This is a genomic window from Halalkalibacter sp. HAAS-P014, from assembly GCF_056619965.1.
Map to the genome: position 1 here is coordinate 21,105 of NZ_JBWQTV010000007.1, position 16,626 is coordinate 37,730.

General features: G+C 37.7%; 20 protein-coding genes and 1 pseudogene. 6 read left to right on the top strand and 15 right to left on the bottom strand.

Annotated features, from left to right (window positions below; all coding sequences use genetic code 11):
* Positions 1-103: 103 nt before the first annotated feature.
* Positions 104-580 carry a divergent PAP2 family protein gene (locus tag AC1FXZ_RS06920; protein ID WP_480051982.1) on the top strand — a complete coding sequence of 159 codons (477 nt, stop codon included), beginning with the start codon at positions 104-106 and terminating at the stop codon, positions 578-580.
* A gap of 149 nt (positions 581-729) precedes the next feature.
* On the opposite strand, the gene AC1FXZ_RS06925 is transcribed toward AC1FXZ_RS06920, so the two are convergent.
* From AC1FXZ_RS06925 to AC1FXZ_RS06965, 9 genes are all read right to left on the bottom strand, one after another.
* Positions 730-1,425, bottom strand: coding sequence for a 3D domain-containing protein (locus AC1FXZ_RS06925; RefSeq protein WP_480052095.1), 696 nt, complete (start codon positions 1,423-1,425; stop codon positions 730-732).
* 128 nt (positions 1,426-1,553) lie between these two features.
* A complete protein-coding gene (locus tag AC1FXZ_RS06930) occupies positions 1,554-1,871 on the bottom strand; it encodes a YuiB family protein (protein ID WP_480051983.1) in 318 nt (105 codons plus the stop codon).
* A 322-nt stretch (positions 1,872-2,193) separates the two neighbouring features.
* Positions 2,194-2,313 carry a YuiA family protein gene (locus AC1FXZ_RS06935; RefSeq protein WP_480052097.1) on the bottom strand — a complete coding sequence of 40 codons (120 nt, stop codon included), beginning with the start codon at positions 2,311-2,313 and terminating at the stop codon, positions 2,194-2,196.
* 213 nt (positions 2,314-2,526) lie between these two features.
* Positions 2,527-3,726, bottom strand: coding sequence for an NAD(P)/FAD-dependent oxidoreductase (locus AC1FXZ_RS06940; protein WP_480051984.1), 1,200 nt, complete (start codon positions 3,724-3,726; stop codon positions 2,527-2,529).
* 407 nt (positions 3,727-4,133) lie between these two features.
* Entirely contained in the window at positions 4,134-4,487 is a 354-nt protein-coding gene (locus AC1FXZ_RS06945) for a HesB/IscA family protein (RefSeq protein WP_480051985.1), read from the bottom strand.
* A 77-nt stretch (positions 4,488-4,564) separates the two neighbouring features.
* On the bottom strand, positions 4,565-4,765 hold the full coding sequence (locus AC1FXZ_RS06950; RefSeq protein ID WP_480051986.1) for an aspartyl-phosphate phosphatase Spo0E family protein: 201 nt from the start codon (positions 4,763-4,765) through the stop codon (positions 4,565-4,567).
* Positions 4,766-5,126: 361 nt separating this feature from the next.
* Positions 5,127-5,975, bottom strand: coding sequence for a diaminopimelate epimerase (gene dapF, locus AC1FXZ_RS06955; RefSeq protein WP_480051987.1), 849 nt, complete (start codon positions 5,973-5,975; stop codon positions 5,127-5,129).
* Between the two features lie 7 nt (positions 5,976-5,982).
* Complete coding sequence (locus AC1FXZ_RS06960) at positions 5,983-6,225, bottom strand: hypothetical protein (RefSeq protein ID WP_480051988.1); 243 nt, start codon at positions 6,223-6,225, stop codon at positions 5,983-5,985.
* Between the two features lie 20 nt (positions 6,226-6,245).
* On the bottom strand, positions 6,246-6,482 hold the full coding sequence (locus AC1FXZ_RS06965; protein ID WP_480051989.1) for a YuzB family protein: 237 nt from the start codon (positions 6,480-6,482) through the stop codon (positions 6,246-6,248).
* 229 nt (positions 6,483-6,711) lie between these two features.
* On the opposite strand from AC1FXZ_RS06965, the pseudogene AC1FXZ_RS06970 reads away from it, so the two are divergent.
* Together AC1FXZ_RS06970 and AC1FXZ_RS06975 are read left to right on the top strand one after the other, a co-directional pair.
* Positions 6,712-6,873, top strand: a pseudogene (locus AC1FXZ_RS06970) (TetR/AcrR family transcriptional regulator); the annotation flags it as partial.
* Positions 6,874-7,284: 411 nt separating this feature from the next.
* Positions 7,285-8,355, top strand: coding sequence for an NAD(P)/FAD-dependent oxidoreductase (locus AC1FXZ_RS06975; RefSeq protein WP_480052099.1), 1,071 nt, complete (start codon positions 7,285-7,287; stop codon positions 8,353-8,355).
* 117 nt (positions 8,356-8,472) lie between these two features.
* Here the strand turns inward: AC1FXZ_RS06975 and AC1FXZ_RS06980 are convergent, their stop codons facing one another.
* Positions 8,473-8,769, bottom strand: a complete 297-nt coding sequence (locus tag AC1FXZ_RS06980; RefSeq protein ID WP_480052101.1) for a YuzD family protein — start codon at positions 8,767-8,769, stop codon at positions 8,473-8,475.
* 210 nt (positions 8,770-8,979) lie between these two features.
* Here AC1FXZ_RS06980 and AC1FXZ_RS06985 point away from each other — a divergent pair, with 210 nt between their 5' ends.
* Complete coding sequence (locus AC1FXZ_RS06985; protein WP_480051990.1) at positions 8,980-9,219, top strand: NifU family protein; 240 nt, start codon at positions 8,980-8,982, stop codon at positions 9,217-9,219.
* A 55-nt stretch (positions 9,220-9,274) separates the two neighbouring features.
* Here the strand turns inward: AC1FXZ_RS06985 and AC1FXZ_RS06990 are convergent, their stop codons facing one another.
* From AC1FXZ_RS06990 to yutH, 5 genes are all read right to left on the bottom strand, one after another.
* On the bottom strand, positions 9,275-9,505 hold the full coding sequence (locus AC1FXZ_RS06990; RefSeq protein WP_480051991.1) for a transcriptional regulator SplA domain-containing protein: 231 nt from the start codon (positions 9,503-9,505) through the stop codon (positions 9,275-9,277).
* Positions 9,506-9,557: 52 nt separating this feature from the next.
* The gene (gene thrB / locus AC1FXZ_RS06995; protein ID WP_480051992.1) at positions 9,558-10,490 is read right to left on the bottom strand and encodes a homoserine kinase; all 933 of its coding nucleotides are present in this window, start codon (positions 10,488-10,490) and stop codon (positions 9,558-9,560) included.
* A complete protein-coding gene (thrC, locus tag AC1FXZ_RS07000) occupies positions 10,487-11,551 on the bottom strand; it encodes a threonine synthase (protein WP_480051993.1) in 1,065 nt (354 codons plus the stop codon). The genes thrB and thrC overlap by 4 nt, the downstream gene beginning before the upstream one ends.
* Before the next feature lie 3 nt (positions 11,552-11,554).
* Positions 11,555-12,853 (bottom strand): homoserine dehydrogenase, encoded by a 1,299-nt coding sequence (locus AC1FXZ_RS07005; protein ID WP_480051994.1) that lies wholly within the window; start codon positions 12,851-12,853, stop codon positions 11,555-11,557.
* 266 nt (positions 12,854-13,119) lie between these two features.
* The gene (yutH, locus tag AC1FXZ_RS07010; RefSeq protein WP_480051995.1) at positions 13,120-14,160 is read right to left on the bottom strand and encodes a spore coat putative kinase YutH; all 1,041 of its coding nucleotides are present in this window, start codon (positions 14,158-14,160) and stop codon (positions 13,120-13,122) included.
* A gap of 134 nt (positions 14,161-14,294) precedes the next feature.
* On the opposite strand from yutH, the gene AC1FXZ_RS07015 reads away from it, so the two are divergent.
* Entirely contained in the window at positions 14,295-14,792 is a 498-nt protein-coding gene (locus AC1FXZ_RS07015; protein WP_480051996.1) for a phosphatidylglycerophosphatase A family protein, read from the top strand.
* Between the two features lie 183 nt (positions 14,793-14,975).
* Entirely contained in the window at positions 14,976-16,598 is a 1,623-nt protein-coding gene (locus AC1FXZ_RS07020) for a PAS domain S-box protein (RefSeq protein ID WP_480051997.1), read from the top strand.
* Positions 16,599-16,626 lie beyond the last annotated feature (28 nt).

Consider the following 16,626-nt stretch of genomic DNA (forward strand, 5'->3'; position numbering starts at 1 on the left):
GTAGATCTTATTTATGATATAATTAATGGCAATCTAAACTTAAAATCACATGTTTGATCCCTTTATTTGAAAGGTATATGTATGGTAGGAAAGGACGTAATCAATGGAATTATTTCAAAATTTCCCTTTATGGGCAGCCTTATTCGCAATTGGATTTGCTCAATTCGTGAAAGTACCACTTAATTTTATAGCTACTAGAAAGTGGGAATGGACTTTATTAACGAGTACAGGTGGGATGCCAAGTTCACATTCAGCTGCTGTGACAGCAGTATCTACAGCGATTGCTCTAGAGTTCGGACTAGATTCCTCTGTTTTTGCAATAGCAGCTGTCTTTGGAATTATCGTTATGTTTGACGCTACTGGAATTAGACGTCACGCTGGGTACCAAGCAACCGTTATAAATCAACTCGTTACCGATTTTAATAAACTTGTCGATGAAGTAAAATCCTGGCCTAAGAAAGAAGAAATTGAGAAAAGAAAAGAATTAAAAGAATTGCTAGGCCACCAACCTATCGAAGTTTTTTTCGGTGCTTTGCTCGGTATTTTTCTTACCCTTACACTACACGTAATCATCCACTAATACGCAATTCATTCAAATTAGTAGCACTGCCTGTTAAAATCAGTTCAAGGGACTAACACATGTTAGCCCCCTTGAACTAAAAACCATCATGAAATAAAAAAATGACGTGTCAAACTTTATATTTAACACGCCACTACTCTTTTTATCTTTTATTGATCGAACATTTGATTGCGAAAAACCTGTACAGTCTCGTCTTCATTAAGGCTTTTGAACTCTTCCTCAGACAAAGTACCATTACCTTCTTTTACAACATAGACCTCTACTTCTTGCTTGCCCCAATTGTTAAATACATCACTTACCGTTTCATAATATAAATCAATTCTATTCCCTTTAATGGCCGAACCTGTATCAGCTACTACTCCGTAACCATAACCCGGAATGAACAAGACAGTACCAATTGGGTATACATTCGGATCTGCAGCAATCGTTGAATAAACATCCCTTTTTACTTCTATACCAGAAAAGGTTATGCCGTAACTTGGATCTCCTGGCTCTTTTCCAGTTGATTCATATCCTGCCGTATATCCCGTTGCAATCACCGTTTCTGAAGGATATTGAGACCAGTCAACTGCTTCTTCTAATGTTACCGGAGCTGCTTTAGCGATTTCTTGTGACAACGTTTGCTCTTCTATTTGAACAAACGGTAAAGACTTAGGACTTAATGACGTGACTTTATGCGATCTATCATGAGCAGTATGTGTTACCTCCTTATGATCATTTTCAAAGTTTTGCATTACCCATTGTTGAAGTTCAGCAGCACTTACACCTGAAAAAGTTTGAAACGTTGTAAAGAAAGCTGCTAGAAAAAGGCCGCTCATTAACATACGCCGACCAATAGTTTTCATTCTTACCACAAAATTTCACTCCCTCTCTTGAATTCAGCATCTCCAGAGGCAATGAAATTTATACAAAAAATGAGAAAAGGGGTCAGACCCCCCTTTACCACACTAAAGGAGGGTCTGACCCCAAAACTTTAAAACATTTGATATCCTCTCACTCTTAACATCTTGATTACAATTCCAGCGATGATTGCCCCGATAAATCCACTTGTTAACACCAGTATGTCAACTAGTTGAAGAGCAAGGAGGTTTGATCCAAGCAGTGAAAACGATGCTGCTGGTGATGTGAAATATTCAAAAAAACTCGCATCACTAACAATCCAAATAACTATAATTGGATAAACAAAAGCCATTATCCATGTAGACCGTAATACCATATTTAACAAGAACCCAATCCCAAAAAATAAAATAAGAAAGAGTACCATCGAAATTAATAACTGTGGCAAACTCACAACATGCACCCCCATTAATCTATTTAAGAAGTTGTCCAAAAAGGGGCGATTATTACTTTACAACAACCTCGAGTATTGAGTGAGAAATAGTGAAAACTCAATGCGCGACGTCATTTACTCCCTTATTCGATACGCTCTTTAAGTTTACTGAACACGATAGTTTGAAGTCAATACAATAGCTTGACATCTTTGTGGCAATTATCCCTTTTATACAAAATATATTTACAATAGCACTAGCAATTTCGCGCCAATATCACAATAATGAAAAAGACCCGGAAAGAACCTGAATATTGTTACGTTCAGATTCTTTCACGAGTCAAAGTCATTCTGATGCCTGTATATCTTGTCCTTCTCCAGCGCATCGATTACATGTTTCACTCCCACCTAACAACAGTTGAAAGTAGCCAGTACCTTCACAATAAGGACATTGCACAGCAACCATTTTTGTATCCTCAGTATACGCCATTATAACCCACCCCTTCTTTAGTAAAATATTATCAGAATATTTTATATATTAAAACCTTATCGTAATTTATTATTTCCCAATGAAAGCGCGAACATATTAACTTTTCTTATTACTTTGCCTTAATTGTTACTTTTTTGCATAAAAAAAGCGAATGCCCTTATCGCATTCGCTTCTTATATGTAGTCCCTACTACATAGGACTCTTTCCTCTTTTTAGAACTAACCCAGGCCCACCTAATAGGAATAAATAACGGTTATCAATCATCTTTTTCATAAAGTTCGCTGATGAACCGAATAATTTCCTCGTACCAACTACACCTATTGCCTCTTTCCCACCAAGTGAAGCTACAGTTCCTTTAATGTCTGGTTTAAACGTCTTCAGTGATTCACCCTTAATTAGAGCTTTAATGTTACCTGCACAGACATCAGCCATTTGCATTGCAATCTGAGCAGTCGGTGGATAAGGACGGTTAATTTCTTCATTGATAATTAACGCACAGTCACCAATCACGAAAATATCTTCATGTCCTGGCACGCGTAAATCGCCATCAATTTTTATACGCCCACGCATCGCTTCAAAACCAGACTTCTCAATAACTGAACTACCACGTACACCTGTAGCCCATACTACTGTTTCTGCCTTAATTTCATCACCGTCAGCAAGTGTAACCCCAGTTTCTGTTACTTCTTTGATCGGACAATTAATTTTAAATTCAACTCCTCTACTTTCAAGGAGGTTCATCGCATACTCAACTAGTTCAGGATCAAATCCCGGTAAAGCTGTAGGAGCGGCTTCAATCACATACATCTTAACTTTATCGCGAGGAACATCATAATGTGCACATAATCTTGGTAAGCGTTCGGATAGCTCACCGATAAACTCAATCCCCGTAAAACCAGCACCAGCTACGATAATCGTTAAAAGCTCATCTCTTTTTTCATGTGTATTATTATATTTTGCAAACATATACTCAATATGTTCTTTTACTTCACGCGCACCGTTTACAGTCCACTTACTGAAAGCGTATTCTTGGACACCGGGAACACCAAATGTTTCAGCCTCAGATCCTAAGCCCACTACGAGGTAATCAAATTCCAGTTCTCCATTTTCTAAAACAACTTTCTTTTCTTCTCTTTTTATTTCTACAACAACGTCCTGTACAAACTTAATTTTATTAAAATCCAGAACACTCTTAATCGGCATACGAGTACGTTCAGGAGACATAGTACCTGCCGCTGGTTCGTGTAGCCATGTTGTTTGGTAATGATAATCGTGTTTGTTTACTAAAGTAATCCTTGCTTCATTATGACCTAATTGCTTTGTTAATCGAGATGCTGTAATCATTCCAGCATAACCAGCGCCAAGAATAACGATATTTGGCTTTTTCAAAGTTCATCACTTCCATCTTCTCAATATTTTTTGATCTATATTCTCCCACGCAAACAACTTTGTGATTATTTTCACGAACAACTGTAGAATAATAGTAAGATAATTACATGATGATCTTCGCAAAAAAGTCACAAATTACACCTCTAATAATATGTTCTTTCTATGAATTTTTCAACCATCTTTTTTCATTTTTATCTACTGAATTCATTCTTAATGTTAACTAAACCACCTGTATTATGCACTACATGGCTATTCCTTCGTTATACAATTAAATATTTATTTTTTTTAATGAATTAGCGAAACAAAAGGTATACAAGTATACAACACAAACCCTTGGTACAACTGGCTTAAGATGTATTTCTTAACACAACAAAAAAGACCTGTTAGACAGGCCTTCTTAAAATAGATTAGCACTCTTCAGGACTACCTTCATTTGTAGCTGTTCTAAATGACGTACCACAGCCACATGAGGCAATGGCATTCGGATTATCAATCGTAAATCCTCCGCCCATCATGTTCTGCTTATAGTCCACAACTAGTCCTTTAATGATTGGTTCACTCTCTTTATCAATTAAAACCGTTAATCCGTTAATAGTTAATTCCGTATCTTCTTCACTTTTTTCCGAGTCAAATCCCATTCCATATGAAAGCCCACTACAGCCGCCACCTTTTACACCAATTCGAAGCATTAAGCTAGCGTCTTCCTCAGCTTCTTTCATCTCTTTAATCTGACTTACTGCTGCATCAGTTAATGTAATCATGACATCCCTCCTAATCGCTGTTACGATTAGTATAACCTTTCCTACCTTGAACCTCAAGGGAGCTGCTCACCCATTTATCAAAAAGACAAAGACTGCTCCCATCTCTTTAGATTACTAAATTCCATTAAAATCATCGTGTTATGGGCACGATCTAATTCCTGGCTATAATGCAAGACGATAGGATGACTCATTCCGTATTGTTCAGCCGCACTAACCATTTTCTTACGAAGGTCTTCAATTTTTTCCATACAGATTTCTTGCTTCAATACTTTGCTCATCACTATCCCCCCATTCACAATCTTTCCCTATGTAATAATTTTACCAAATAAAAGGAAAACACAACAACTGAAAATAGTACAAAAGAATGAACTCTCACAAATAATTTTCCTTTTTAAAAATACTTGAAACATATGTAAGTAATAATAGAAAGACTTTTTACGTTATTACATACTTCTATACAAGTATGTAATTCCCTTCAAAAAAACGAGTAAAAATAGTAAAAATGTTAGAGATTTTAGTAATAAAACTATTATTTATGGGATAATGGCATTACTTACAATGATTTTTCAGTGGTTAATTAAAAAACAAGGGCAAACAGATTGTTTCTTTACCCTTGTTCATTCATAATTATTGAGATATTTACTTTCGCTCAAATGTCCCTTCACAAATAATCTCAGCTCCACCCGTCATCAAGACATTGCCACTTTCTAACCACGTAATCTTCAAATCCCCACCTAATAAGTGAACCGTTACCTCTTTGCCCTTTTGACTATAACCATTTAAAATCGCTGCCACTACCGCTGCACATGCACCTGTTCCACATGCCTGCGTAATACCAGACCCTCTTTCCCATACACGGAAATGAATGTCTGTCTCAGATTCCACTTCAACAAATTCAACATTGACCCATTCAGGAAATCGTTCATCCTTTTCCATTTTTGGACCTATTTGCTCAACACGGGCTAATTCAATGTCATCGACAAACATGATAGCGTGTGGATTCCCCATTGAAACAGCAGTTACTTCTAGTGTCTCACCACCTAATTGAAATGCCTCTGCTACAACTTGACTTTGCTCATCCCCAAGCATCGGAATCAACTTTCTAGTAAGAACTGGTTTTCCCATATCTACCGAAACACTTGTAACCTTTCCTTCGTCAACATGAACCGTTGCTTCTACAAGCCCTCCTAATGTTTCAATTTGAAACGTTTGACCTTTTACATATCCGTGTTCATAAGCAAACTTCGCAACACATCGTAAACCATTGCCACAATTCTTCGCTTCAGATCCGTCATTATTAAACACACGCATCTTAACTTCAGCAACATCTGATGGACAAACAAGAATCATTCCATCAGAACCAATCCCCTTATTTTTGTCAGAAACTTCAATTGCGAGTGGGGCTAGATTCTCTTCATAAAGCGTTTGTTTAAACAAATCTACATATATGTAACTATTGCCAAGTCCATGCATTTTTGTAAACTTCATGTATTATTCAATCCCTTCTTAGCTGCTTGTCCGTCCAAAAATAATCTTCGTCTGCTTCAAGTATTGTTAATTTTCCATTGCAACACGGTAAGATTAAAATTGTTTTTATCCCTTCTTGCGCACGCTTAAAATCTGATTTCTTCATATTGGTTAACACATTTTCTGCATGGCAAAATGGACAAGATTGCAAATAAATATCGTTAAATAGCCGTTCATATGGCCAAGTATTTACAAAAGGAATGACATCCACCTGTCACACTCCCCTTCTATTTAAAACAGTGGATTCTCTTCAATAAAAGTATAAATATTACCTACTAACTCTTCCGTTGTCTCTCCTGACACATACTCCCCATTTACAAGAGCAAATAACTCATGTGCACAGTTGCCACAGTTACTTAGACAACCATATTCAATGATATCTAAGTTCGGATCTTTTTCTAATTCTTCCATAGCTTTTTGTGCTCCACTAGCCAAATTGCTTAAACAAAACTCAATTATAGGACGCATACATATTCACCTCTTTTAATCTACCTTAATGCTACTTGGGCCACCATAAGAAGTCAATTACCAGCCAACCTATTTTTTTCCCTTTCCCACATTTGATACAAGAATTTTCAAGTGGGAGCTTAACAAAGTGAAAATCATTTCAACATAATTCACAAAATTGTTGTTTTCCTAGCCAGTTCTCGTTATAATCGGAATTGACCAGGGTCACTTTTGGTGAGGAGCAAAAATTATGGACGAACGCGCGAAAAAAGAACAAACGAAGGAGCGAATTGAGAAAGCTGCTTTACTTTTATTTCGTGATAAAGGGTATTCTAGAACTACTGTTCAAGAAATTACAAAAGAAGCAAAAGTTGCAAAAGGAACTTTTTTCAATTATTTCCCAACGAAAGATTCAATCATGCAATCGCTTGCAAATGATTTACTACAATCGGTAATGCCCTATATCCGACAAGAACATTTAAAAAATAGGCCATTCTCAATCCGATTACGCTCATATTTACAATTTATATTAACAGACTATGATACATACCCTGCACTAACGATCGAGATGTGGAAGCACGTTCTAAAAGAACAAACGTTATTATTTGCACATTGGAAAGAACTTATCGAAGACGCAAAGGCAAAAGGAGAAATCAGTATAGATGCCTCCATACAAGTATGGTCTCATATCATTCATAGTTTAATCTCGCATGGAATAAAAAATTTTGCCTCAGAACCTACGAAGACCCGTTTGCTCGAAAACGTAATGACTTTGGTCGAAACCAGTTTAGAAGCAATTCTCGAAAAAAGGGGACATTCAATTATGAAAAAACTCGTTATCTTAGGTGGCGGTTATGGCGGGATGCGTGTTTTACAACGACTCTTACCTGAGGGACTTCCTGAAGACGTTGAAATTACGTTAATCGATCGCTTACCTTACCATTGCTTAAAAACAGAATACTATGCATTGGCCGCAGGAACTGCATCTGATCATCACCTTCGTGTTAATTTCCCTGAAGATGCACGCCTAACGATAAAATTCGGTACAATTAGCAATATCGATTTAGATGAAAAAGTGGTAGAACTTGCTGAAGGTGATACTGTTTCATTTGATAAGCTAATCATTGGGCTAGGCTGTGAGGATAAATATCATAACGTTCCGGGTGCAAAAGAATATACACATAGTATTCAAACAATGAATAAAACGAGAAGAACATACGAAACGTTAAATAACATTCGCCCTAATGGGGTCGTTTCAATTGTTGGTGGTGGTTTAAGTGGTGTTGAACTCGCTAGTGAGCTTCGTGAAAGCCGTCCTGATTTATCGATTAAATTGTTTGACCGTGGAGATATCATTCTTTCAATGTTCCCACGTAAGTTGAGTACGTATGTTCAAAACTGGTTCATTGATCATGGTGTGGATGTTTTTAATAAAGCAAACATCACCAAGGTAGAAGACGGAGTCCTTTACAATCATGATGAGCCAATTGAATGCGATGCGATCATCTGGACTGCTGGTGTTCAACCAGTAGAAGTTGTCCGAAATTTAGACGTTGAAAAGGATAATCAAGGTCGAGTCATCTTAGCTCCTCAACATTTCTTACCTACAAATGAAGACGTCTTCGTTGTCGGTGATTGCGCTAGCCTACCACACGCACCGAGTGCGCAACTAGCCGAAGGGCAGGCTGAGCAAATTGTTACGATCTTAAAAAAACAATGGAATAATGAACCACTACCTGAAGAATTACCAAAAATCAAACTTAAAGGCGTATTAGGCTCACTCGGTAAGAAACATGGTTTCGGTTTAATGGGTGAACGAACCTTGTTAGGACGTGTGCCTCGCGTATTAAAAAGTGGTGTACTTTGGATGTATAAGTACCATTCAGGTAATTAATCAAACGCTTGTTTAGAGCACCTCCGCTACGTGTAGGTGCTTTTTCACTTCCTGTTTTTATAATCTCAATTCGTATCCGTTCAGTTCGCCTCCAACGATATCGACCTTACCAAATTATCAATTACCCAGCTCATCAATCTTCCTAAATATTTCTTTTAAATTTGGATTCCCTTCAGCCACCACTTCTCCCTCTATCGTAACAAGTGGATAAAAATACTCATCATCTTTGATTGCTTCTGAAAAATGAATATGCGTTTTATCGATTCCAGGATTTTCTATATCAACATACTCAATTGTAAACTCAACATCATGATACTTTCTTGTAATGGCTGCTTCTAACCATTCCATCGTTTCCTTTGAACTAGGAAGGTGAACACAGCTAGCGCATTTTTCCTCTGCTCCATATACGGCCATTCTCACGTTATTCCCCTCTTTCTTAATCACATATTGGCTTTTATAAAGTATTATATAGTAAGAATCGTTAATTCGACACATTATTCTCTTATAATACTGAACAAGTTAAACGTTCCATTATTTTAACATTCATCCGTATAAAACTAAGCAGAATCATGGATTTTTTTTATAAACACTATTATAATAGGTAGTAGAAAGGAGTTGTTTGTTATGTCAACAAGTACTGAAATGCTCGAACAAGTTAATGAAGTATTAGATAAGCTTCGCCCTTTCTTGCTACGTGATGGTGGAGACGTTGAACTCGTAGATGTAGAAGATGGAATTGTAAAGGTACGTCTACTAGGCGCTTGTGGCTCTTGCCCGAGTTCTACAATTACGTTAAAAGCAGGTATTGAGCGTGCCCTTCTGGAAGAAGTTCCTGGTGTTAAGGAAATCGAGCAAGTCTTTTAATAGGAAACGCCCGACATGAGTCGGGCGTTTTTTTTCTTTTCGGCATTGTAAACTTCTACAAGTAATATTGTTCAAATAATGCCTGTGCCTCATCATAATTAGTAAAAATAGCATCATCTTCTTCAATTGGATGATAAAAGTCAAATAACAGCAATGATAATTGACTTGGATCCATAGGGTCTCTTTCAATTGTTGCTTCTTGGACGGTCGAGACCGTTGGAGTATGTGGATTACGATAGATAATGTAGACTTGTTGTCCTTCCTCAAGCTGCTGTATATCAAGCATGGTGAGCCTCCTTTTTTGTTGGTTTGCCCACCATGCTAATCAATTATTCCACTTAGATTTGAGGAGACTTTGTTTTACTGGCAATTCCCTTTTTCACTTGAATTCCTTCTTTTGCAGGCCTCAATACAGCTACTTCAAAATCAGGAAAATGACGTTGGAGCTTCTCTTTAATTTCTTCTCCACGTTGGACTGGTGCTAAACAAAGCATCGTTGGACCAGCTCCACTTAAGGCCGCCCCATATGCAGCTGTTTCCTCACAAACTACGCGAATAACTTCTTCTAAATGAGGAACAAGTTCCTTCCGATAAGGATGATGGAATAGATCTTGATTCATCATTTTTCCTGCCATTTCCCAATTCCCTTGAAGAAGCGCTGCAACTAAAACATTTGCTACACTACTTGCTCTTACTGCTTGCTTATAAGAAAACTCAGATGGCAAGACTCCCCGTGCCTTCTTTGTTTTTAATTCTTCAGATGGCACGAGTAAAACCAAATCAATTTCTGGCACTCCTCCATATAAGACTTCTGTTTGAACTTCGGTGTGAGTCCCGATTACAAGTCCTCCATACACAGATGCCGAAACGTTATCTGGATGACCTTCCCAAAGGCTAGCAAAGCGAACTTTTTCTTCGACTGAGAGACGCTCTCCTACTAGCTGGTTGGCTAATTCAATCCCAGCAACAATCGCTGCTGCACTGCTACCTAGCCCCCGAGCAAGTGGAATATCACTGGTCATCTCAACATGACAAGGTGATAGTTCTTCTCCCAACTCTTGTGCCACATGGGCTGCCACTTTGTAGATTAAGTTGTCTTCTCCTTCTTCGATCCCTGTTAGTTCAACGGAAGAAGATTCAAAAAACCATTTATCTGAAGGGTGAACTTCAAGTGTCAAATAACGATTTACTGCAAGCCCTACTGAATCGAAGCCAGGCCCTAAGTTAGCAGAGCTTCCAGGAACCGTTATGACAAATGGTTCTTGGCTCATGATGTGACACCACCTTTAAGATGAGCAAGGAAGGCTTCTTTATCATTAGGCAGAACTGTCGGCTTAACTGTTACCGTATCAATTGCAGTGTTTGGATCCTTTAAGCCGTTACCTGTTAATACGCATACGACTGTTGACCCTTTTTTTATTTCTCCAGACTCTAATTGCTTCTTCAAACCTGCAATAGATGCACAAGATGCTGGCTCAGCAAAGACTCCTTCTGTTTTAGCAAGCAATTGATAAGCTTCTAAAATCTCTTCATCTGTAACCAAATCGATTGCACCATTTGACTCTTCCTTAGCTGCTACTGCTTTATCCCAACTAGCTGGATTACCAATTCGAATCGCTGTTGCAACTGTTTCTGGCTCTTCGATTACTTTATTTTGAACAATGGCTGCTGCTCCTTCAGCTTCGAAGCCACGCATCTCTGGAAGCCCAGTTCCTTTTTGTTCATGATACTCTTTAAAGCCTTTCCAGTATGCAGTAATGTTCCCAGCGTTCCCTACAGGAATTGCTAATACATCGGGTGCTTTTCCAAGAGCATCGACAATTTCAAACGCCGCTGTCTTTTGTCCTTCAATTCGATATGGGTTCACCGAATTCACAAGGGTAATTGGTTCTTGCTTGCTAATTTCACGAACAATATCAAGAGCATTATCGAAATTCCCTTTAATTTCTAATACTTCTGCACCGTACATTACAGCTTGAGCAAGCTTTCCTAGAGCAATCTTTCCTTCAGGGATAACAACGATGCATCGTAGCCCAGCTCTTGCTCCATACGCCGCAGCTGCCGCTGACGTGTTTCCTGTTGATGCACAAATAATCGCCTTGCTTCCTTCTTCTTTTGCTTTGGCAACAGCCATTACCATACCACGATCTTTAAAAGAACCAGTTGGATTTAAGCCTTCATATTTGACGTAGATCTTAACTCCCCACTCCTTTGATAAATGCTCTAATTCAATAAGTGGAGTGTTTCCTTCATGTAACGTTAATAACGGTGTTTCATCTGTAACAGGTAGTAACTCTTTATACTCTTCAATTAAACCCTTCCAACGACTCATAATTTAACGTCCTCCTTCAACACGGTAACAGCTTTCAATCGATTCAATGACTTCAAGCTCGGATAATTTTTTGTATACTTCTTCATAATTTTCTTTACTCGTATGGTGCGTAATCACAATAACTTCAGCTACTTCTTCTCCTTCAACCGGCAGCTGAAGTAATTTTTCGAAACTGATATCATAATTGGCAAAAAGACTTGTAAGCGCTTGGAACGTTCCCGCTTTATCAATAACACGTAAACGTAAGAAGTACTTAGAATCAATTTCATTTGCTTGTTTTAGAACTCGTTCATGCAGAGGCTTTTGTACGGCTCTTCCACACACCCCTAAACGCATGTTTTTCATTACGGTAACTAAATCGGATACAACCGCAGTAGCTGTCGGTAATGATCCTGCACCTGGGCCATAAAACATGGTCTCGCCAACTGCCTCTCCATATACATAAACAGCATTATATTCATTATGAACTGATGCAAGAGGATGATCTTTTGGAAGCAATGTCGGTTCCACACTTACTTCTACACGTCCGTCATCTCTTTTTGCAAGCCCTATTAATTTCATAGTATACCCGAGCTGGTCACAGTAATCTAGATCTGTTTTCGTTACTGATGAGATCCCTTTAACAGAAACGTCATCTAAATGAACATTCATTGAAAACCCAAGTGTTGCTAATATTGCCATTTTTCGAGCTGCATCTAAGCCTTCAACATCAGCTGTTGGATCACTTTCTGCAAACCCTAACTCTTGTGCAACTTTCAGAACTTCCTCATAAGAGCTGCCTTCCTGAGTCATTTTTGTAAGGATGTAGTTCGTTGTGCCATTAACAATTCCCATCATTTTAGTAATGCGATCAGCAGACAACCCATCACTTAAACTTCTTAAAATAGGAATACCCCCGGCAACACTTGCTTCATAATAAATATCACAGCCATTTTCGGAAGCTACTTGTGATAATTCAGCACCATATATAGCCATTAAGTCCTTATTAGCAGTTACAACATGTTTTCCATTTCTTAGAGCTGTAAGTAAGTGTTCTCTTGTTTCCTCTACGCCCCCCATTACCTCTATTACTACATCAATCTCTGGATCGAGAAGAACATCTTCTATTTGATCAGTCACAAGTGCATCATCGAGATCCACCGGACGTTTTTTATCTAAATTACGGACAAGTACCTTTCCTACCGTAACAGGACATCCTACTTGGTGCTGTAACTCTTCTTGATGACGGCTAATAATTGATACAACACCTGTTCCTACTGTCCCTAGACCAAGTAACCCGACGCGAACTTCCTTTGTTGACATACACTCCACTCCTTCATCATTACTCTATTCATGTATACGTAAAAAGTACATTTGTGTCTCTATAACGGACATTATAGACCTCTTTTTAAAGAAGTACAATAGTCAATTTACTAAAATTCAGAAAAAAGAGGTGCGCCAAAAGTACATGTAACCTTTGACACACCCTAAAAAGCTATAAACATACACTGTTAGAACTTTTAAAAGCCTTGAGAGAAGGAGATTTCTTTCTCTCAAGGCGCAAGAATAGACCCATCACAGAATGCCCCTTATAGCCAATCGATTGTTGGTATTTGGGACGTGCCGAATCCTTTTGTCGTAAGTATACCTTCTGAAAATTGTTTTAAAAACTTTTCATTTTTATGTTCATTTTCAAGTAATCGAAAGAATGATTCCCCAAGCTTTGCCCTTTCTTCATGTAATTGACTTCTATAATACGCTTCAATTGATTCGAAGTAATGAAGTGGAAATAGCAAACGAGCATAGAGTAACCTCCAAGAATATGGACTTAGGCTTTCATATTGTTCATACCCTGTTAAAAATGAATCAAGTTTCGACCAAGGAAAAGATTGTTCCATCCAATGTTGATCACGTATCCATTCAGCTATATCTCGACATGGATGATCATATACAAACTCCGTTGGCCTCTTTACAATCGTCCCACCTTCAGACAAAACAAGCCATGTTCTGTCTGTAAAGCGTCTATGACTTATTGTCGGCACCTCTTGTTCACGTGTCGGTTCATCTAAAGTAGCATCTACAGCATATTGAATGGCATTCTCCGTTAATCCCATAAAATATGGATAGGAAAACAGAAAAGCTTCATCTACAATAGTTTGTGGTCTTTCAAATAAAACTTGTTGATACCACCCTTCCAATTGTTCAAGGCGCTTCTCCCATAACTTTGGCCACTGTCCAAAAAAGTCATACTCTTTTCTTTGATACGGAAATTGTTTTCCATAGTAATGAATGGTTGCTAAATGCACACCTTTTTCTTTCGCTGTCTGAAACCTAAAATGGGCACCTTTACCCTTATCGACATCTGGCAATTGACATACATATACTTCCTCACCATCAATTAAAGCTGTACGTCTTTGCTGTACTGTCAGCAGTGGCTCCAGTACCGAATTGTCACCAACCGAGCGCATGTATTCACAAAAAGCCATGACCTCTTCCTCTTGTAACATACTTTCATCTCTTGGCAACAAAATATAGGACTTTCCGTTAGCACGAAAGCCATCATATTCGCCGATTTGAAAGCGCGACTCACAGTAGATCCCATAGCCATCATAGATATTTCGCTCAAACATGAACTTCCCTCCTTTAAAACTTTACTCCTTTTCCTAGTCTATGACCCAAATGAATAAAATGTGTTAGTGGACAGTAGACTAGTATTAGCCTATAGTCTGAATTGAAGGCAGGAAATGCCAATGGAGGTGCCACTATGACAAAACGAAATATGGATGAAGTCGAAACAAAAGCTAGAGAATGGTTAGTTGAACGTGGGGTTACATTAGAAGACATTGCAGAACTTGTCTATTTTCTTCAAGTGAAATATCACCCAGATCTTGAACTTAATGTTTGTTTAGAGCACGTTGATAAGGTGATTCGTAAGCGCGAAGTACAGAATGCAATCATCACCGGAATTCAATTAGATATCCTCGCTGAAAAAAAACAACTTGATGAACCTCTCCAAGGAATTATCGACCGAGATGAAAGCCTGTATGGGGTTGACGAAATCATCGCTCTATCCATCGTTAACGTCTACGGATCGATTGGTTTCACTAATTATGGCTATATTGATAAGCAAAAACCAGGTATTTTAGAAAAATTAAATGATAAGAACTCCGGAGAATGCCATACATTTCTTGATGATATTGTTGGAGCTATAGCTGCTGCTGCTTCAAGTCGTCTCGCTCATAGAGCTGCTAATACAGAATAATTTATATTTATAAAAAGTCTTTTCCACAGTTGACAACTCATACGCAATAAAAAGGATTTGGGAGAACCATCCACTTATTGCAGTCGACTTGGAGAAGATTTTTTTTAGGAGAAAATTGTTAATTCATAAACTCCCATACAGTGGTACAATTAACTATTGAGACAGCGTTTTGGGGGAGCTAATATGGATAAAAAGAAAAAAATTATAATCTACATATTTTTTGGTATTGTCTGGATTTTTGGAACTGATTATCTAGTTGCTCAAATGAATACAGAACTTAGCATATATATACTTGCACAACAAATAAAAGGGCTGGTTTTTCTCGCTTTAACAAGTTTCTTTATTTACTATGCGTTTCTAAAAAAAGAAGAAAACGAAACTGTGAAGGCTGAAAAGAGAAAACTTGAAACATTAATTAATTCTATGGTTGATTTTGTTAACTTCAAAGATGGGGAAGGCAGATGGATGCAAGCAAATGATTTCGCCTTAAAGTTATTTCAAATTGAACACGTCGATTATGTTGGCAAAAAGGACTCAGAATTAGCTCAGTACAACGAATTTTATCGAGATGCTTTCAACTATTGTAAATTATCTGATGAAAAGGCATGGAAAATTGGTAAAGCTTCAAGTTGTATAGAACAAATTCCCCTCCCAGAAGGTGGATACAAAACATTTGATACGATTAAAATTCCTATTTTTAATGATGATGGCAGCCGAAAAGAACTCTTTGTGTTGGGAAGAGACATAACAGAACAAATAAGAGTTGAAAGAAAACTTGAAAAAAGTAGGCAAAATTACAAGTCGTTAGTTGAGTTTAATCCCGAGTTAGTCTACATTTTAAATCGTAAGGGAGAAGCAATAGAATTAAATCCAAAGTTTAAAGAAATGACAGGCTATGAAGCTAATGAATTTCTAGGAAAGCCTATACTACCAATTATAGAAAACAAAAGCAAAAAGAAAGTGAAACGAGCTTTTTCAAAAGTTTTAAACGAAAAGGAAGTCTTAGTAAATGAGGAAATAACGATTTTCCATAAAGATGGAACAAAACGAATTTTCACGTGCACAGTTGTTCCAACTGTTATCGATGACGAAGTACTAGGAGCTATTGGTTCTGCAAGAGATATAACGAAAGAACTAGAAACGGAAGAACGATTACGAAAAACAGAAAAATTATCTGTTGTTGGAGAACTTGCTGCAAGTGTCGCACATGAAATCAGAAATCCATTAACCTCTATAAAAGGATTTATACAATTCATGCAGTCAAGTGATGACAAGTATCACTCCTACTACCACATCATCCTTGATGAATTGGAACGTATCAACCAAATATCGAGTGAACTACTAGCACTGGGTAAGCCACGGGAAGTACAGTTTGAAACATGTGACATTAATCAACTATTTGCTAGTGTGATGTGGCTACTCGAATCACAAGCTAATTTATATAATGTCATAATAGACTATAGTAAAAACGAGCAGCTACCACCTATACAGTGTGAACCAAATCAACTAAAACAACTATTTATTAATATCATTAAAAATTCTTTTGAAGCAGATGCAAAATTAATTCAAATCCACGTTGGAGTGAGAAATCAAAAATTACAAATTTCAATTTCGGATGATGGGAATGGAATTGATCAAGAAAGATTGCATCAATTAGGGGAACCGTTTTATTCTTCGAAAGAAAAAGGAACTGGTTTAGGGTTAGCAGTAAGTTACAAAATCATTCAAGCTCACCAAGGGACAATTGATTTTGAAAGTGAAGTTAACAAAGGGACAACCGTAACAATTAAACTCCCAATTGAATAAGGATTCAAATACAACAATTAGGCAGACC